At 72.4% G+C, this 17496-nt stretch carries 16 protein-coding genes and 1 pseudogene; 12 read left to right on the top strand and 5 right to left on the bottom strand.

The window, feature by feature from the left end; all coding sequences use genetic code 11:
- Positions 1-158: 158 nt before the first annotated feature.
- The gene (locus tag GA0074704_RS15975) at positions 159-1562 is read right to left on the bottom strand and encodes a glycosyltransferase family 4 protein (RefSeq protein WP_088971246.1); all 1404 of its coding nucleotides are present in this window, start codon (positions 1560-1562) and stop codon (positions 159-161) included.
- Positions 1563-1879: 317 nt separating this feature from the next.
- Between GA0074704_RS15975 and glgX the strand changes: the two genes are divergently transcribed.
- From glgX to bla, 9 genes and pseudogenes are all read left to right on the top strand, one after another.
- On the top strand, positions 1880-4000 hold the full coding sequence (glgX, locus tag GA0074704_RS15980; protein WP_088971247.1) for a glycogen debranching protein GlgX: 2121 nt from the start codon (positions 1880-1882) through the stop codon (positions 3998-4000).
- Positions 4001-4004: 4 nt separating this feature from the next.
- Complete coding sequence (gene treY, locus GA0074704_RS15985) at positions 4005-6335, top strand: malto-oligosyltrehalose synthase (RefSeq protein WP_088971248.1); 2331 nt, start codon at positions 4005-4007, stop codon at positions 6333-6335.
- Positions 6332-8065, top strand: a complete 1734-nt coding sequence (gene treZ / locus GA0074704_RS15990; protein WP_088971249.1) for a malto-oligosyltrehalose trehalohydrolase — start codon at positions 6332-6334, stop codon at positions 8063-8065. The genes treY and treZ overlap by 4 nt, the downstream gene beginning before the upstream one ends.
- Before the next feature lie 245 nt (positions 8066-8310).
- Positions 8311-8979 carry a tetratricopeptide repeat protein gene (locus GA0074704_RS15995; RefSeq protein WP_231926472.1) on the top strand — a complete coding sequence of 223 codons (669 nt, stop codon included), beginning with the start codon at positions 8311-8313 and terminating at the stop codon, positions 8977-8979.
- Between the two features lie 161 nt (positions 8980-9140).
- Positions 9141-9458, top strand: coding sequence for a PadR family transcriptional regulator (locus GA0074704_RS16000; protein ID WP_088971250.1), 318 nt, complete (start codon positions 9141-9143; stop codon positions 9456-9458).
- Positions 9455-10285, top strand: a complete 831-nt coding sequence (locus GA0074704_RS28830; RefSeq protein ID WP_157743700.1) for a hypothetical protein — start codon at positions 9455-9457, stop codon at positions 10283-10285. Before GA0074704_RS16000 ends, GA0074704_RS28830 begins: the two co-directional genes overlap by 4 nt.
- Before the next feature lie 64 nt (positions 10286-10349).
- On the top strand, positions 10350-11087 hold the full coding sequence (locus GA0074704_RS28835) for an ABC transporter ATP-binding protein (RefSeq protein WP_157743701.1): 738 nt from the start codon (positions 10350-10352) through the stop codon (positions 11085-11087).
- Positions 11074-11871, top strand: a complete 798-nt coding sequence (locus tag GA0074704_RS16010; RefSeq protein ID WP_088971251.1) for an ABC transporter permease — start codon at positions 11074-11076, stop codon at positions 11869-11871. The genes GA0074704_RS28835 and GA0074704_RS16010 overlap by 14 nt, the downstream gene beginning before the upstream one ends.
- A gap of 40 nt (positions 11872-11911) precedes the next feature.
- Positions 11912-12657, top strand: a pseudogene (gene bla / locus GA0074704_RS16015) (class A beta-lactamase).
- A 16-nt stretch (positions 12658-12673) separates the two neighbouring features.
- On the opposite strand, the gene GA0074704_RS16020 reads toward bla, so the two are convergent.
- Together GA0074704_RS16020 and GA0074704_RS16025 are read right to left on the bottom strand one after the other, a co-directional pair.
- Entirely contained in the window at positions 12674-12901 is a 228-nt protein-coding gene (locus GA0074704_RS16020; protein ID WP_088971252.1) for a helix-turn-helix domain-containing protein, read from the bottom strand.
- A complete protein-coding gene (locus GA0074704_RS16025; protein WP_088971253.1) occupies positions 12901-13380 on the bottom strand; it encodes a DUF2975 domain-containing protein in 480 nt (159 codons plus the stop codon). The genes GA0074704_RS16020 and GA0074704_RS16025 overlap by 1 nt, the downstream gene beginning before the upstream one ends.
- Before the next feature lie 273 nt (positions 13381-13653).
- On the opposite strand from GA0074704_RS16025, the gene GA0074704_RS16030 reads away from it, so the two are divergent.
- Positions 13654-14010, top strand: a complete 357-nt coding sequence (locus GA0074704_RS16030) for a hypothetical protein (RefSeq protein WP_088971254.1) — start codon at positions 13654-13656, stop codon at positions 14008-14010.
- A gap of 8 nt (positions 14011-14018) precedes the next feature.
- Positions 14019-14678 (top strand): nucleotidyl transferase AbiEii/AbiGii toxin family protein, encoded by a 660-nt coding sequence (locus GA0074704_RS16035; RefSeq protein ID WP_231926474.1) that lies wholly within the window; start codon positions 14019-14021, stop codon positions 14676-14678.
- An 89-nt stretch (positions 14679-14767) separates the two neighbouring features.
- Here GA0074704_RS16035 and GA0074704_RS16040 read toward each other — a convergent pair whose 3' ends face one another.
- On the bottom strand, positions 14768-16246 hold the full coding sequence (locus GA0074704_RS16040; RefSeq protein ID WP_088973724.1) for a glutamate--cysteine ligase family protein: 1479 nt from the start codon (positions 16244-16246) through the stop codon (positions 14768-14770).
- A gap of 179 nt (positions 16247-16425) precedes the next feature.
- Here GA0074704_RS16040 and GA0074704_RS16045 point away from each other — a divergent pair, with 179 nt between their 5' ends.
- The gene (locus tag GA0074704_RS16045) at positions 16426-16764 is read left to right on the top strand and encodes a DUF3817 domain-containing protein (protein ID WP_088971256.1); all 339 of its coding nucleotides are present in this window, start codon (positions 16426-16428) and stop codon (positions 16762-16764) included.
- Between the two features lie 67 nt (positions 16765-16831).
- Here GA0074704_RS16045 and GA0074704_RS16050 read toward each other — a convergent pair whose 3' ends face one another.
- Entirely contained in the window at positions 16832-17374 is a 543-nt protein-coding gene (locus GA0074704_RS16050; protein ID WP_088971257.1) for a hypothetical protein, read from the bottom strand.
- Positions 17375-17496: the final 122 nt, after the last annotated feature.

Genomic DNA, 17496 nt, shown 5'->3' on the forward strand with positions numbered 1-17496 from the left:
GGCTTGCCGGACTCGCTCGGCAGCGGACGACTTTTCGAGCATCGACCGGCAGAATCCGACCCGCCAGACCCGCCAGACCCGCCAGACCCGCCAGACCCGCCAGACCCGCCAGACCCGCCCGGTGGGAAGGCCGGACGGGTCGGGGACGGTCGGCGCCGTCAGCGCAGGCCGGCGGCGGCGAGCAGGTTGCCGGCGACGGTGGGGGCGGTGGGCCGGCCCAGCGTCATCCGCAGTTCGGCGCGTTCGGTGGCGAACGCCGGGGCCCTGGTGATCGCGGCGGTGTAGGTGGCGGCGGTGCGGTGGGCGATGGCCGCCCAGCCGTACTGCTCGTGCACCATCGTCCGGGCCCGGCGGGCGATGTCGCGGGCACGCTCGCGGTCGGTGAGCAGCGTGTGCACGGCCTCGCTGAGCCCGTCCGGGTCCTGCGGGGCGAAGGTCATCCCGGTGACGCCCGGCTCGACGATCTCCGCCAGCCCGCCGGTGGCCGCGACGGCCAGCGGCGCGCCGGCCGCGGCGCCCTCCAGCGCCACCATGCCGAACGGCTCGTAGATGCTGGGGACCGCGAAGCAGTCCGAGGCGGCCATCACCGCCGGCAGGTCGGTGCCGCCGAGGAAGCCCGGCATGCTCACCGTGTCGCCGAGCCCGAGCCGGTGCACCTCGGCCTCCAGCTCACCCCTGTACGGGCCGTCACCGACGATCACGGCCCGCAGCCCGGGGTGCCGTTCGCGCAGCCGGGGCAGCCCGGCGATCAGGTGCTGGACGCCCTTCTCGTAGACCAGCCGGCCGGCGAAGGTGACCAGCGGGCCGTCGGCGGCGAAGCGGGCGCGGGCGGAGGCGACCGCGGCCACCGGAACCCGCCAGCGGTGCGGCTCCACCCCGTTGGGCACCACGTCGACCCGGTTCGGCTCGACCCCGAACAGCGCGCCCACCTCGTCACGCATGTAGCCGGAGCAGACGATCACCCGGCCCGACTCGTTGCTCAGCCAGTGCTCCACCCCGTGGATGGTGCGGTTCATCTCCTCGGGCAGCCAGCCCTGGTGCCGGCCGGCCTCGGTGGCGTGGATGGTGCTGACCAGCGGCACGTCCAGGTGGTCGCGCAGGGTCATCGCGGTGTGGGCGACGAGCCAGTCGTGGGCGTGGATGACGTCGTAGGCGCCGGTTTCGGTGGCGCGGAGGGCGGCGCGGGTGAGGGTGTGGTTGAAGGCCATGGTCCAGGCCAGGAGGGAGTCGGTGGCGAGGGGGAAGCGGACGGGGTCCTCGGCGGCGCGCAGGATGCGGACGCCGTCGGCGTATTCCTCCAGGGGTGCGCCGTCGGTGTGGCGGGTGACGACGGTGACCTCGTGGCCGGCGGTGGCGAGGGCGACGGAGAGGGCGTGGACGTGGCGGCCGAGGCCACCGACGAGCACCGGCGGGTACTCCCAGGAGAGCATCAGGATCTTGAGTGGACGGCCGGCGCCGCCCGTGCCGACCGGCGTCGACTGCCGGGGCAGGGTGGTGACGGTGGGCCGGCGGGTCCGGTCCGGGGCGGTGGCGGGCTGGTCGCCGAACCGCAGGGTGGTCACATTGATCTCCGTCCATGCACGCGGGGGTACGACGCCGGCATCGGTGGCGGCGGAGGAACAGGCTGAGGATTGGCCGAGGGCCGAGGTGGACACGCGCCCGCGCGCCCGCACCTAGCAAAGGCCATCGCGCGCCGAGGCGCATCTCGAAAAGGGCCATCGTGACGGATGACACCCGAACGTCCAGGCGGTACCAGGACGGTGGATATCGGTTACGGTCCGATCGGGTGGATTGCCGGCTCGAGTGGCGGGGCATTAGCGGCGTGCGCATCGGCGGTCCGCCCGACCGGAGCGCTCATGATCATGGTTGAAGGAGCGAGATGCAGGTCTGGCCGGGCGAGCGCTATCCCCTCGGTGCCACCTACGACGGGATGGGCACCAACTTCGCGATCTTCTCGGAGGTGGCGCAGAAGATCGAACTCTGCCTCTTCGACGAGTGGGACACCGGCGCCGAACGCCGGGTCGAGCTGCGCGAGGTCGACGCGTACGTCTGGCACGCCTACCTGCCGGGGATCGAGCCCGGTCAACGCTACGGCTACCGGGTGCACGGCCCGTGGGACCCCGCCAACGGGGTCCGCTGCAACCCGCACAAGCTGCTGCTCGACCCGTACGCCAAGGCGGTCGACGGGGAGATCTCCTGGGATCCGGCGGTCTACGACTACGAGGTCGGCGGCGACCCGGACCGGATGAACGAGACCGACTCGGCGCCGTACATGCCGAAGTCGGTGGTGGTGAACCCGTACTTCGACTGGGGCAACGACCGGCCGCCGCGCACCCCGTACCACCACTCGGTGATCTACGAGACCCACGTACGCGGCCTGACCATGCGCCACCCCGACATCCCCGAGGAGCTGCGCGGCACGTACGCGGCCATCGCCTCCCCGGTGATGATCGACTACTTCAAGCAGCTCGGGGTGACCGCGGTCGAGCTGATGCCGGTGCACGAGTTCGTGCACGACCACCGCCTGGCCGACCTCGGCCTGCGCAACTACTGGGGTTACAACACCATCGGCTTCTTCGCCCCGCACCACGGCTACTCGGCGCTGGGCCGCCTCGGCCAGCAGGTGCAGGAGTTCCGCGGCATGGTCAAGGCGCTGCACGCCGCCGGCATCGAGGTCATCCTCGACGTGGTCTACAACCACACCGCCGAGGGCAACCACCTCGGCCCGTCGCTGAGCTTCAAGGGCATCGACACCCCCAGCTACTACCGGCTCTCCGAAGAAGACCGGCGCTACTTCGTCGACTACACCGGCACCGGCAACAGCCTCAACGTCCGCAACCCGCACTCGCTCCAGCTGATCATGGATTCGCTGCGCTACTGGGTGACCGAGATGCACGTCGACGGCTTCCGGTTCGACCTGGCCGCCACGCTGGCCCGCGAGTTCTACGAGGTCGACCGCCTCTCCACCTTCTTCGAGGTGGTCCAGCAGGACCCGGTGGTCAGCCGGGTCAAGCTGATCGCCGAGCCGTGGGACGTCGGCCCGGGCGGCTACCAGGTGGGCAACTTCCCGCCGCAGTGGACCGAGTGGAACGGCAAGTACCGGGACACCGTCCGGGACTTCTGGCGCGGCGAGCCCGCCACCCTCGCCGAGTTCGCCTCCCGGATCACCGGCTCCGCCGACCTCTACCAGGACGACGGCCGCCGCCCGTTCCACAGCATCAACTTCGTCACCTGCCACGACGGGTTCACCCTCAACGACCTGGTGTCGTACAACGACAAGCACAACGAGGCCAACGGCGAGGAGAACCGGGACGGCGAGAGCCACAACCGGTCCTGGAACTGCGGCGTCGAGGGGGAGACCGACGACGCCGGCGTGCTGGCCCTGCGGCAGCGGCAGCGGCGCAACTTCCTGGCCACCCTGGTGCTCTCGCAGGGCGTGCCGATGATCGGCCACGGCGACGAGCTGGGCCGCACCCAGTGCGGCAACAACAACGCCTACTGCCAGGACAGCGAGCTGGCCTGGATCGACTGGGAGCGGGTCGACGAGGACCTGCTCGCCTTCGTCCGCCGGCTGACCGACTTCCGCGCCCGCCACCAGGCGTTCCGCCGCCGCCGCTTCTTCACCGGCCTGCCGGTCGGCGGCCGCGCCGCCCAGTCCCCCCTGCCCGACCTGGCCTGGTACACCCCCGACGGCCGGGAGATGAGCCACGAGGACTGGGGCAACGACTTCGGCCGCTCGGTGGCCCTGTTCGTCAACGGCGACGGCATCCCGGAACGCGGCCAGTACGGCCAGCGGCACCGGGACGACTCGTTCCTGCTGCTGTTCAACGCGCACGACGCGCCCCTGGACTTCACCCTGCCCGGGGAGGAGTTCGGGCCGCGCTGGGAGCTGGCGATCAGCACCGCGGAACCGGATCCGGAGAAGACGACGACGGTGGAGGCGGGCGGCACCATCTGCGTGCCGGACCGGTCGCTGCTGGTCCTGGAGAGGACGGTCTGACCTGATGCCCGACACCCCCCGACCCCCGAGGGCGCCGACGACGCGGGTGGGGTCGACCTACCGCGTGCAGATCCGCCCCGGCTTCGACCTGGACGCCACCGCCGGCGTCACCGGCTACCTGGCCGCGCTGGGCGTCACCCACCTCTACAGCGCCCCCCTGCTCACCGCCACCCCCGGCTCCCAGCACGGCTACGACGTGGTCGACCACCGCGCGGTCAACCCCGAACTCGGCGGCGAGGGCGGCCGGCAGCGGCTGGCCCGGGCGCTGCGCGCCGCCGGGCTCGGCCTGGTCGTCGACATCGTGCCCAACCACGCCGGGGTGGCCCAGCCCGCCGCGAACCCCGCCTGGTGGGACGTGCTGCGCCGGGGCCGGGCCTCGGCGTACGCGGACTGGTTCGACATCGACTGGGACCGGGGCCGGCTGCTGCTGCCGGTGCTCGCCGACACCCCCGACGCGCACGACGACCTCAAGGTGGTCGACGGCGAGCTGCGCTACCACGAGCACCGCTTCCCGATCGCCGACGGCACCGGCGACGGCGCCGCCCGGCAGGTGCACGACCGGCAGCACTACGAGCTGGTCTCCTGGCGGCGCGGCGACGGCGAACTGACGTACCGTCGCTTCTTCGCCGTCTCCGACCTGGCCGGTCTGCGGGTGGAGGACCCGGCGGTCTTCGACGCCACCCACGCCGAGATCCTGCGCTGGGTCGCCGCCGGCGACGTCGACGGCATCCGGGTCGACCACCCGGACGGCCTGCGCGACCCGGCCGGCTACCTGGCCCGGCTGCGCGCCGCCGCGCCGCAGGCGTGGCTGGTGGTGGAGAAGATCCTGGAGTACGGCGAGGAGCTGCCGGACTGGCCGGTGGACGGCACCACCGGCTACGACGCGCTCGCCGCCGTCAGCGGGCTCTTCGTCGACGGCGACGCCGAGGGCGACTTCACCGCCCTGGACGCTTGGCTCACCGGCCGGCACACCTCCTGGCAGGACCTCACCCACGACACGAAGCTGGCCGCCGCCACCCGGCTGCTCGCCGCCGAGCTGAGCCGGCTCGCCGCGCTCGCCTCCGAGCTGGACCGGCACGACACCCGGGCCGCCCTCGCCGAGCTGGCCGCCTGCTTCCCCGTCTACCGGGGCTACCCGCCCGAGGGCGCCCGGCACCTGGCGGCCGCCCGCGCCGAGGCGGGCCGGCGGCGCCCCGACCTGACCCGGACCCTGGACGCGGTCACCGCGCTGCTGCGCGACCCCGACCACGAGCTGGCCGCCCGGTTCCCGCAGCTCACCGGCGCGGTGATGGCCAAGGGCGTGGAGGACACCGCCTACTACCGGTGGAGCCGGTTCGTCGCCCTCAACGAGGTCGGCGGCAGCCCGGCCCACTTCGGCGTGCCGCCGGCGGAGTTCCACCGGTTCGCCACCGCCCGGCAGGTCCGCTGGCCGGCCGGGATGACCGCCCTGTCCACCCACGACACCAAGCGCGGCGAGGACGTCCGGGCCCGGCTCGCCGTCCTGTCCGAGCTGCCCGGCCGCTGGGCCGAGCAGGTGGCCCGCTGGACGGCGAAGGCCCCGCTGGCCGACCCGGACTTCGCCCACCTGCTCTGGCAGACCGCCGTCGGCGCGTGGCCGATCGAGCGGGAGCGGCTGCACGCGTACGTGGAGAAGGCGTCCCGGGAGGCGTCGGTCTCCACCAGCTGGGCCGACCCCGACCTGGCCTTCGAGCGGGAACTGCACGCCCTGGTCGACCGGATGTACGACGACCGGGAGCTGCACGCCGAGCTGACCGCGTTCGCCACCGAGCTGACCCCGGCCGGCTGGTCGAACTCGCTCGGGCAGAAGCTGGTGCAGCTGGCCATGCCCGGGGTGCCCGACGTCTACCAGGGCACCGAGCTGTGGGAGAACTCCCTGGTCGACCCGGACAACCGCCGCCCGGTCGACTTCGCCGTACGCCGGGAGCTGCTGGACCGGCTCGACGCCGGCGACCGGCCCGAGGTGGCCGCCGACGGCGCGGCCAAGCTGCTGGTGGTGTCGCGGACCCTGCGGCTGCGGCGGGAGCACCCGGAGCTGTTCAGCACCTACCGCCCGGTGCCCGTGCGGGGGCCGGGCGGGGCGCACGCGGTGGCCTTCGACCGGGGCGGGGCGATCGCGGTGGCCACCCGGCTGCCGCTGGGCCTGGCCCGTGCCGGCGGGTGGCGGGACACCACCCTGTCACTTTCCGTTAATCAGGTGACTGACATGTTCACCGGCCGGGTCTACAGTGGCTCTGAGCTGCCCGTGCATGATCTGTTGAGCACGTACCCCGTCGCCCTCCTCGCACCCACCGATTCCGTGGAGGCTGCCTCGTGACCGAATTCGCGGTGTGGGCCCCCGACGCTGCCCGGGTGCGGCTGCGCCTGCCCGGCGCCGCCGACCGGGAGATGACCGCCGACCGGGGCGGCTGGTGGCGGGCCGAGGCGCCCGACGCCGGCCCCGGCACCGACTACGCCTTCGTCCTCGACGACGACGAGCGGGCCCTGCCCGACCCCCGCTCGGCGTGGCAGCCGCAGGGGGTGCACGGCCCCAGCCGGGTCTACGACCATGCCGCGTTCGGCTGGACCGACCAGGGCTGGACCGGCCGGCAGCTGCCCGGCAGCATCCTCTACGAGCTGCACATCGGCACGTTCACCCCGGAGGGCACCTTCGACGCGGCCATCGACCGCCTCGACCACCTGGTGGAGCTCGGCGTCGACCTGATCGAGCTGCTGCCCGTCAACGCCTTCAACGGCGAGCACAACTGGGGCTACGACGGCGTCTGCTGGTACGCCCCGCACCAGCCGTACGGCGGGCCGGACGGCCTCAAACGCCTGGTGGACGCGGCCCACGCCAAGGGGCTGGGGGTGATCCTCGACGTCGTCTACAACCATTTCGGGCCCTCCGGGGCCTACGCGCCGATGTTCGCTCCCTACCTCAACGACCAGTCCAACACCTGGGGGCGCACGGTCAACCTGGACGGCCCGCACTCCGACGAGGTACGCCGCTACATCATCGACAGCGTGCTGATGTGGCTGCGCGACTACCACGTCGACGGGCTGCGGCTGGACGCCGTGCACGCCATGCCGGATTCCCGCGCCACCCACTTCCTCGAGCAGGTCGCCGTCGAGGTGGAGGCGCTCTCCACCCACCTGGGTCGGCCGCTGTCGCTGATCGCCGAGTCCGACCTGAACGACCCGACGCTGATCACCCCGCGCGAGGCGGGCGGCTACGGTCTGCACGCCCAGTGGAACGACGACGCCCACCACGCCCTGCACACCCTGCTCACCGGGGAACGACAGGGCTACTACGGCGACTTCGGCTCGCTGGAGTGCCTGAGCGACGTGCTGACCGGGGCGTTCTTCCATGCCGGCACCTGGTCCAGCTTCCGCAACCGCAGCCACGGCCGCCCGGTGGACCGGCAGCGCGTCCCGGGGCACCGCTTCGTGGCGTACCTGCAGAACCACGACCAGATCGGCAACCGGGCCACCGGCGACCGGATCTCCGCCACCCTGTCACCGGCGCTGTTGCGGGTCGGGGCGGTGCTGTTGCTGACCGCGCCGTTCACTCCCATGCTGTTCATGGGGGAGGAGTGGGCGGCGTCGACGCCGTGGCAGTTCTTCACCAGCCACCCCGAGCCGGAGCTGGCGGTCGCGGTGGCCACCGGTCGCAAGCGCGAGTTCGCCGCGCACGGCTGGCCGCCGGGCGACGTGCCCGATCCGCAGGACCCGCAGACGTTCGTCCGCTCCCGGCTGGACTGGGCCGAGCTGGACAAGGCCGAGCACCGCGAGATGTACGACTTCCACCGCCGGCTGATCGCCCTGCGCAAGTGCCGTCCCGAGCTCTCCGACCCCCGGTTGGGCGCGGTGGAGGTGCGCCACGGCGACCAGTTCCTGGTGATGCGGCGCGGTGAGTGTCTGGTGGTGGCGAACCTGGCAGATCGGTCGCAGCGGGTCAACCTGCCCGGGGTGGTGCGCCGGGTGCTGCTGGCCACCTCCGAGGGGGTCACGGTGATGCGGGACGGGATCCAACTGCCGGCGGAGAGCGCGGCGATCGTCTCGCTCTGATCCACGGGGTCCGTGGCGGGTTCAGCCGGTGCGGCCACGGGAGCCGGACGGGGCTGCGGCCCGGCCCTTGACGTCGTAGGCTGCCGATCGCCCTGGGAGCCGGCCTTCTCCTCGCTGCCTGCGGCAGCTGATGTCGTCGACGACTCACCTTCCGGGCTGCCCGGCCCGGCTGAGGGAGAGCCGGTGTTCATCCCGGGCGTCGAGTGGACGAGGCACTTCGCTGGTCGCGGTGCCGGACGGGGGCGATGATGACTGTCGAGGGTCGGATCCAGTGGGCCAGGACGCTCTATGAGCGGGCCGTGTTCAACGGTGACGCCGACGCGTTGAAAGATGCGGCGCGGGCGCTGGACGCGGTGGAGGCCGATGGCGCGCTCGCGCGCGGACGGATCCTGCACGCGCGGTTCCTCCTCGACCGCGGTCGACCCGGCTCGCCGCCCGTCGAGGACCCGGCCGAGTTGCCGTTGTTCCGCCGTGCGCTGGAGTTGTACCGGGCCCTGGGCGACACCCGTGGCGAGGCGGAGGCGTTGTTCTGGATCGGCTGCCTGTACCAGGTCATCCGTCGGGACGACGAAAGCGCCGTCGCGGACCTCGAACGGTCCCGTGAGTTGGCGGCGCGGGTCGGCGACAGGTCGACCGAGTCCGAGGCGCTACGGCATCTCGGCATCGCCGCGCACACGGCCGGCCGGCTTGACGAGGCGACCGAGCGGCTCGCGGAGTCGACCCGGCTGCGTCGGGAGTGCGGGGCGATGCCGGGTGTCGCCGCGAACATGGTCGGGCTCGCCTACATCGCCGCCGCACAGGACCGTCGCGCCGACGCGCTCGCGACGCTGGACGAGGCCCACGCGATCGCCGAGGCACACGGTGCGCTGGCCGTCGTGCGCCAGATCGACCAGGCGAGGCAACAGATCTCCTGAGGCTCGGCCGCTGGCCGGGGTGCCCCACCTCTGTCTGGTCGGGCTGCTGCGCCGGCCGAGGACCTGGACCGTCGCCTCCCGGCGCTACACCTCCGCAGGGCCTGTCGTTATATCGTCTGGCGTAGTACGCTGGGCGATATAACGACGGTTGGAGTAGCAGCATGGCGAGCGACGAACCGAGCCGGTGGGCCGAACCCGGCCTGCTGATCCTGGCCAGCCTGGCCGACGGCGCCAAGCACGGCTATGCGATCACCACGGATGTCGCCGAGCAGGTCGGGGTGACCCTCGGCCCGGGGACGCTCTACGCGGCGCTGACCCGGCTGGAGAAGGCCGGCCTGATCGAGGGCCTGCCGGCCGAGGGGCGGCGTCGGCCCTACCGACTGACCGCAACCGGGGCGGCCGAGCTGTCCGCCCAGGCGACCCGGATGCAGCGGTTGGCCGCGTTGAGCCTCGGCCGCCTCGGGGCGACGCCGGCATGAGCGGGGACGGCCGGCTCGTACGGACGCTGGTGGCCTGCTACCCGGCCCGGTGGCGTCGTCGGTACGGCGAGGAGTATGCGCAACTGCTGTGCGACCTACGGGTCCACCGGCACGCCGGGCTGATCCTCGACTCGTTGCTCGGTGCCGTACGCGCGCATGGAGGTGTGCTCATGTCCGAGGGTTCGCCGACGACCGCGGTGGTGTGGGCGGTCGGGCTGTTCACGGTGGCCGGTCTCGGCTTCGCCAAACTGGCCGAGGACGTCGGCGGCCGGGCCGGCGGCGCCTACGCGCTGCTCGTGGTCGCCGCCGTGGTGGCGCTCTCGGCGTCGGTGCTCGCCACGGCGCCCGCCGCACTCGCGGCGGTCCGCGCCGATCGCCGTCGGTGGTGGCACCTGGCCGTTCCGTTCGTCGGCGTCCCCCTGTGGTACGGCGTCCTGCGGGTCGCCCTGGCGATCTCGGCCGGCCACCCGGTCCACTCGGCCCCCAACGTGGCCGCGTTCGCGCTGGTCACCGGCGTCGGGATCGCCGTGGTCGGCGCCACCGCGCTGGCCGCCACCCGGGTCCTGCGCCAGGCCCCGGCCGGGCCGCCGACCGGGCCCGACCGCATCGCCCGCACCGTCGTGGTCGCCGGCATGGGTGTGGCCACCGGCGCCGCCGCGGCCTGGGGACTTCGGGTGCGGGCGGTCGACCCGGCCGTGTTCCGCGGCGCCGACGGCATCCTGGCCACCCCGTTCATCTCCAGTTGGATCGCCGTCGTGGCCGCCCTGGCCGCTGCCACCGCCCTGGCCGCGACGCACCGCCGCCGACGGCCGACCACGCCGCGGTAGGTCCGCCGCCACGTCCCGGTCCGCTTCCGACCTTCCGGCCACCGCCGAGAAAGGGCGATGCCCCGTGTCCGCGCCACCAGTCATGATTCATGCCGACGGGCTGTCGAAACGCTACGGCCCACGGCAGGCCGTCGAGCAGCTCTCCTTTGCGGTGACGGCCGGGCAGATCTGCGCCCTGCTGGGGCCGAACGGCGCCGGCAAGACCTCGACCATGCGGATGCTCGTCGGCCTGGCCAGGCCGGACACCGGCACGGCGTGGATCGCCGGGCAGCCCGTACGCCTGGGCGCGCCGGTCCTGCGGCGGGCGGGTGTCCTGATCGACGGGCCCGCCTTCGTCCCGCACCTGACCGGTGCTGCGAACCTGCGGCTGCTGTGGGGCGCCGCACGGCGGGACCTGCCCCCGCCCGCGCTCGACGCCGCCCTGGAGCTGGCCGGTCTGGGGCCGGCGATCGACCGGAAGGTCGCAGGCTACTCGACGGGTATGCGGCAGCGGCTCATGCTCGCCCACGCGCTGATGCGCGACCCCGATGTGCTGATTCTCGACGAGCCGACCAACGGACTCGACCCCGCAGAGGTGCGAGCGCTGCGGCGACACCTCGCCGCGCGAGCCGCCGCGGGCGCCGCCGTCCTGGTCTCCAGCCACCAGCTCGGTGAGGTCCAACTGCTGGCGAGTCACGTCGTCGTGCTCAGCCGTGGTCGACTGGTCGCCGCCGGTCCGCTCGACGCGATCGTGGGCAGCCACCGGTCGCTGGAGGACGCCTACCTCGCGATGACCGAAGGAGCGGACCGTGCTGCGTTTTGAGCTCGCCACCCAGCTCCTGCGCCTGCGTACGCTGATCGCCCTGCTCTGCCTGGCCGCCGTTCCGGTCGTCGCCGGGCTGTCGCTCGCCTCGTCCGCCGGGCACCGCAACGGCGACGAGGCCGGCCTCTACGGCGCGTCCCCGTTCTCGTCGCTTAATCATGCGATGGCCAGCCTGCAGTTCACCGGCCCGTTGCTGTTGCCGATCGTGGTCGCGCTGCTGGCCGCCACCATCGCCTCGGCGGACCGGGACTGGGGCGTCCTGCGCTACCTCTACGTCGCGCCGGTCACCCGGGGCCGGCTGCTGGGGGCCAAGCTCGCCGCCACGGCCGTCGCCACCGGCGCGGCCGTGCTGAGCGTGCTGGTGGGCGGCCTGGCCGCGGGCACCTTCCTGTTCGGCTGGCATCCGTTCCACGTCATCGGCGCCGCCGACCTCACCGCCGGCGCCGCGGCCCTCCGGGCGTTGTCCGCCATCGGCTACACCCTGCTGTGCATGCTGGCGATGGCTGCCATCGCCTTCGTGCTGGGGCTGCTCCTGCCCCGGGGTGTCGAGGCGCTGGCCACCGGGATCGGCTTCGTCGTGGTCGCCAGCGTCGTCAACGGTCAGGGGGCGCTCCACGCGGTGGCCGTCGTCCTGCCGGTGCACTACTGGCAGAACTGGGTGGGGCTGTTCGCGCCGGCCGGGGCCGCCGGGCTGGGGTTGGGCGCAGCTGTCCAGGCCGCGACGATCGCCCTGTGCCTGGCCGCGAGCTGGGTTGTCCTGCGGCGCCGCGATCCGGCCGCGTGACGCCTCGGCGGCTGGCCTACGGTGAGACTGAGCCGGAGGGATGACCGATGACCGATCTCCACCGGCGCTCGCGGTCGCCGCGGTGACGGCCGTGCTCGTCCCGGCGGCCGCCTGCACCAGCGCCGACGCGTCGACGTTCAAGGCGCTGGCCGCCGCGGCGGTGCTGGACGCCACCAGCGAGGCGCAGTGGGACGAGCGGGTCCGGTCCACCGCCGCCGACCTGGTCACCTACTCGCCGGTGACAGAGAAGCACGTCGGCGACGGGATGACGCTCGGCGCGGTGGCCGAGGCGGCGGTGCGCTACAGCGACAACACCGCCGGCAACCTGCTGCTCGAACGGCTCGGCGGGCCGGCCGGACTGGAGGCGGCGCTGCGCGGGATCGGCGACACCGTCACCGAGCCCGCGCGCACCGAACCGAGCCTCAACGAGGCCACCCGGGCGACGTCCGGGACACCAGCACGCCGCGGGCCCTGGCGACCGACCTGCGGGCGTACGCGGTGGGCGACGTCCTCTCGGCGGCGGACCGCGCGGTCCTGGTCGACCTGCTCAGGCGCAACACCACCGGGGCGAAGCTGATCCGGGCGGCCATGCCGGCCGGCTGGCAGGTCGGGGACAAGACCGGCGCGGGCGGGTACGGCAGCCGCAACGACATCGCCGTGGTGTGGCCGCCCGAGGGCGCCCCGCTCGTGCTGGCGGTCATGTCCACCCACCCGGCGAAAGACGTCGAGGCCGACGACGCCCTGGTCGCCCGGGCTGCCGAGCTGGCCCTCACCGCCCTGCGCTGAGCCGCCACCGACCACCTCATCGGCCCTCGCCTTCGCCCTCGTCCTCGACGAACTCGAGCAGGTCGCCGGGCTGGCAGTCGAGCACCCGGCACATCGCCTCCAGCGTGCTGAATCGGACCGCCTTGGCGCGGCCGTTCTTCAGCACGGCCACGTTCGCCGGGGTGAGCCCGACCCGTTCCGCGAACTCGCCCACGCTCATCTTGCGTCTGGCCAGCTCAACGTCGATGCGTACGACGATCGGCATCAGATCACCGCCTCCATGTCGGTACGCAGCGTGGTGGCCTGCCGCAGCAGCGCCCGCATGACCACCATCAGCAGCCCCAGCACGGTGACCCCGGCCGTCATCAGGAAGAACGCCACGATCGGCCCCGGGTCGTCGGCGCGCAGGCCGACCCAGAGGAACACGCCGACCAGGGTCAGCCAAGCGGCGGCGATCGCCCAGACGATGACGTCGACCCAGACCAGGGCGCCCTCGGTGAAGATCCGGTCGCGTCTGACCAGGGTGAGCAGCTTCCAGGTGGCCACGATGACCACCTGGACGCAGACCACCCAGAAGACGGTCACGGCGGTGGACGGCCAGCGCAGGTACGCCTCGTCCGGGTTCTGCCGGGCCAGGTAGGCGAACTGGCCGGGCAGGGAGAGGGTCTCGAACGGGATCAGCACCGCGAAGAGCACGGCCAGGACGACTCGGAGGGCGGTCACCGCCAGACGCTCGGTCAGCATGTATCGACTATCACTCATTAGCTATCGAAAATCAATAGAAACGGGGCCTGTGATCGCTGGGGACGGGTGGCTGACGGCCGGCCCGCGTTGCCACCTCGAGCGCCTGCAGACCTGAGAGCGTGGACGATTCATGACCCGGGCGGGCAGCCCTGGTGGTGGACCCGGGCAGCGGTCCCGGCAACCGGCGGCGTGCAGTCGACGATCCATTCGACCCTCCGGACACGCCATGGCCGGATGCCACCGGCCCGATCCGGCGGGACTAAGCTGTGGGGCATGGACCCGGCACGCTCCGTCCGCGCTCTGCGAGCCCCGTACGAGGCCCGCCCCGGGCGGCGGGCGGTCGTGGTCCTCGACCTGGGCGAACTGCGGGGCCCCGTCAGTGGGGTGGTGGAACTGCCACACCGACTGTTCTGGCAGCCCGAGCGGCGGGTGGACCTCGACTCTCCCGGTCTGCTGCCCTGGATGTACGAGACGGTGCTCACCGAAGCAGTCGACCCCGACGAACTCCGCGACTGGCTGCACGGGCCCACTCTCACCGCCCTCTGGCCCGACCTCTATCTGCCCCGCGGCGTACGGCGGGCCTGGGAAGAGCACCACGCGGTGCTGCGGGCGCGGAATATCGCTGCCTGATGCCCTCGGTGCCTGACCCGTTCCAGCAGCAGGTCGCCCGTATCGCGCTCACCGTCGCCCACCGCCACGGCTTCGCTCTCGCCGGTGGTCAGGCGCTCATCGCCCACGGCATCGGTGCCCGACCCACCGAGGACATCGACCTCTTCACCGACATCGACGGAGGGGTGGCCGCAGCCGCCGACCTGGTGCGTGACGCCCTTGTCAACGCAGGCCTCCAGGTGGACTCGATCGCCGACTCCGGTGAACTGGAGGACGTCTTCTACGGGTTCGACCATGACATGATCGAGTTCGAGGTCAGCCGCGACGACCAGAGCGTGCGAGTGCAGCTCGTACGCTTCGCTCGCCTGAACGACCCGGTGGACAGCAACGTGGGCCCCGTGCTGCATCGCGACGATGTGATGAGCACGAAGGTCGCTGCCATGATCACCCGGGCTCAACCCCGTGACTATGTCGACGTCGCGGCGGCCCTCGATCGCTACACCATGAACGAGTTGCTGGCACTCGGTCGTCGTGCCGACCCGGACATCAGCACTGACGAGATCCAGGATGCTCTCCGCCGGCTCGACCGGCTCCCCGACACCGTATTCGCGCTCTACGGCCTTGCCCCGTCGCAGGTAGCGGAACTACGCAACGCATTCGAGGGCTGGCCCCGCACGGCTCAGTGGTGACCACCGTCGTTCTCGGTGTCTCCCAACCCCGCCCACGGTCGTTGCCGCCGCGGCGAGCGTGTCGAGCGTGGCGGCCCCCGTCTCTCGGGTCAGGGGATCGGCCACTCGTGCACCGGCCGGTTGCTGTGCATCAGGTCCACGTAGTGCCGGACCACCTCACGCAGCGCCGCCGGCCGGTCCAGGTGGTCGGCCTGCTCGAACCGGTGCAGCGCCTCCACCTGCCAGCTCGCGCCGTTGCGTCCGGTCAGGCAGCGCTGCTCGATGATGCCGAGCAGCCGGTCCCGCTCGGCCGGGTCGACACCCCAGCGATCCAGCCCGTGGTACGCCAGCGGCAGCAGCCGGCGCAGCACCAGCTCGGTGGCCGGCAGGTAGCCCAGCGCCGGCCAGAACACCTGGGCGTCGATGCCGTGCCGGGCGCAGCTGGTGAAGTTCTCCTCGGCGGCGCTGAACGACATCTGCGACCACAGTGGCCGGTCCGACTCGGCCAGGGCCCGGACCAGCCCGAAGTAGAACGCCCCGTTGGCGACGGTGTCCACCACGGTCGGACCGGCCGGCAGCACCCGGTTCTCCACCCGCAGGTGCGGGCGGCCCTTCAGCACGTCGTACACCGGGCGGTTCCAGCGGTAGATGGTGCCGTTGTGCAGCCGCAGCTCGGCCAGCTTCGGCACCTCACCGGCGGCGAGGGCCTTCGCCGGGTCCTCCGGGTCGCAGACCGGCAGCAGCGCCGGGAAGTAGCGCACGTTCTCCTCGAACAGGTCGAAGACGCTGGTGATCCAACGCTCCCCGAACCACACCCGGGGACGTACCCCCTGGGCCTTGATCTCCTCCGAGCGGGTGTCGGTGGCCTGCTGGAACAGCGGCACCCGGGTCTCCCGCCACAGCTCCCGGCCGAAGAACAGCGGCGAGTTCGCGCCCAGGGCGACCTGGATGCCGGCCACCGCCTGGGCCGCGTTCCAGTAGTCGGCGAACTGGGCCGGGCTGACCTGGAGGTGGAACTGGGTGCTGGTGCAGGCCGCCTCCGGGGTGATGGTGTCCGCGGTGGCGCGCAGCCGCTCCACGCCGCTGATCGAGATCGGCAGGTCCTCGCCGCGGGCGGCGAAGATCTGCTCGTTGAGCAGCGCGTAGCGCGGGTTCGCCGAGAGCGTCTCGGCGGTCAGGTGCTCCGGCCGCAGGGTGGGCAGGATGCCGATCATCACCATGTGCGCGTCGACCGTACGGGCCTTCGACTCGGCCTCGTTGAGGCTGGCCCGGACGTGCTCCTCGAACTCGGCGGTACCGGTCCCGGTCAGCCGGCGCGGTGCGACGTTGATCTCCACGTTGAACTGGCCCAGCTCGGTCTGGAAGTCCGGGTCGGCGACCGCGGCCAGCACGTCGGCGTTGCGCATCGTCGGCATCGAGTCGTCGTCGACCAGGTTGAGCTCGATCTCCAGGCCGGTCATCGGCCGCTCCACGTCGAACCGCGACTCGCGCAGCATCTCGGCGAAGACGTCCAGACAGCGGCGGACCTTCTCCCGGTACCGGGCCCGGTCCTCCCGACTGAAGGTACGCGCACCGACGTCCTCGCCCATGGTCACCACCCTGTCACCGTTGGTCTCCCCAACCTCGCACGGGTCGGCGGGCGAGGGAAAGACCCGAAGGACTCTTTACCTACCCAGTCGTGGCCCGGGTGATCCCCGTCGCGTGTGGGCGCGCGTACCGAGGGTGGCGGCCGGGGAGTGGCTAGCATGGCCACGGACGAGGGAGGACCATGCGCGAGAAGACCACCCGGCTGTTCGTGGCGGCCGCCATCGCCGAGGCGTGCTCCTGGCTCGCTCTGCTCGTCGGCATGGCCGTGAAGTACGGGCCGCCGGACAACGAGATCGGCGTCAAGATCTTCGGCCCGATCCACGGCGCGCTCTTCGTCGCGTACGGCCTGCTGGTTCTCGCGGTCGCCCGGCTGCACCGGTGGAGCCTGCCGGTGACCGCCCTGGCCCTGGCCTGCGCGGTGCCGCCGTTCGCCACCGTCGCCTTCGAACGCTGGGCCCGGCGGCGAGGGCTGCTGCGGGTCACCGCGACGCCCCGCCGCGACCTCACCCGGGTCGGCTGAACCCGGTCGGCGAGCACGGCCGCCGACCCCCTGGGCCTGCGCCAGGGCGAACCCGGGCGGCCTGCGCTCAGCCGGTGAGCACCGACCAGGTGACCAGCGCCGCCACCAGCAGCGCGCCGAGGATCGCCTGGAGCAGCAGCGGCGGTCCCAGGTGCGACCAGAGGGTCGGGATGCGCGGAGTGAGCAGTTGACCGGTGGTGAGGTTGACGATCCGCTCGATCCGCGGTGGCAGGTCGGCGTCGCGCTGCGGGCGCAGGGTGATCTGCACGTGGTCGGCCGGGTGCAGGGCGCTCTGCGGCAGGTGCCCGTGCAGCTCCACCTCGCAGAGCCGGCCGGCGCCGTCGCGCAGCCGGACCGGGGTGACCAGGAACTCCGGGCCCTGCTTCAGCTCCTTCCAGCTGCGCCGGGCCCCACCGCCGCCGGTGGAGAGCAACGCCCGGGCCAGCCGCAGCAGCAGCCCCACCAGCCCCGCGGCGGTCAGCACCGCCACCAGCACCGGCTGTCCCACGCGTACCTCACGCGGGTAGCCGTCGAGCAGGCGGACCACCCGGGCGGTGATGATCCGCTCCGTCGGCCGGACGATGCGTGGATAGTGCAGGTCTGTGTCCATCGATCACCACCGAGAGTCCTGTTCCGTTCACTGATGGTATCGGCCATTGAGGTTGAACGACGTGAATGAATCCTGGTCACGGGTGGTGTGGAGGTCAGGTGACAAGCGGATCGGTGCGGGTA

Origin of the sequence: Micromonospora siamensis (assembly GCF_900090305.1) — a bacterium.
Classification (GTDB): Bacteria; Actinomycetota; Actinomycetes; order Mycobacteriales; family Micromonosporaceae; genus Micromonospora; species Micromonospora siamensis.

Bases quoted from the DNA above. Each gene is read 5' to 3' on its own strand.
- GA0074704_RS16020 (WP_088971252.1), bottom strand. From the start codon at position 12,901: ATGCCGATCGTCGTACGCATCGACGTTGAGCTGGCCAGACGCAAGATG.
- GA0074704_RS16025 (WP_088971253.1), bottom strand. From the start codon at position 13,380: ATGCTGACCGAGCGTCTGGCGGTGACCGCCCTCCGAGTCGTCCTGGCC.
- GA0074704_RS16000 (WP_088971250.1), top strand. From the start codon at position 9,141: ATGGCGAGCGACGAACCGAGCCGGTGGGCCGAACCCGGCCTGCTGATC.
- glgX (WP_088971247.1), top strand. From the start codon at position 1,880: ATGCAGGTCTGGCCGGGCGAGCGCTATCCCCTCGGTGCCACCTACGAC.
- GA0074704_RS16045 (WP_088971256.1), top strand. From the start codon at position 16,426: ATGCGCGAGAAGACCACCCGGCTGTTCGTGGCGGCCGCCATCGCCGAG.
- GA0074704_RS16040 (WP_088973724.1), bottom strand. From the start codon at position 16,246: ATGGGCGAGGACGTCGGTGCGCGTACCTTCAGTCGGGAGGACCGGGCC.
- GA0074704_RS15995 (WP_231926472.1), top strand. From the start codon at position 8,311: ATGATGACTGTCGAGGGTCGGATCCAGTGGGCCAGGACGCTCTATGAG.
- GA0074704_RS28830 (WP_157743700.1), top strand. From the start codon at position 9,455: ATGAGCGGGGACGGCCGGCTCGTACGGACGCTGGTGGCCTGCTACCCG.
- treY (WP_088971248.1), top strand. From the start codon at position 4,005: ATGCCCGACACCCCCCGACCCCCGAGGGCGCCGACGACGCGGGTGGGG.
- GA0074704_RS16030 (WP_088971254.1), top strand. From the start codon at position 13,654: ATGGACCCGGCACGCTCCGTCCGCGCTCTGCGAGCCCCGTACGAGGCC.
- GA0074704_RS16050 (WP_088971257.1), bottom strand. From the start codon at position 17,374: ATGGACACAGACCTGCACTATCCACGCATCGTCCGGCCGACGGAGCGG.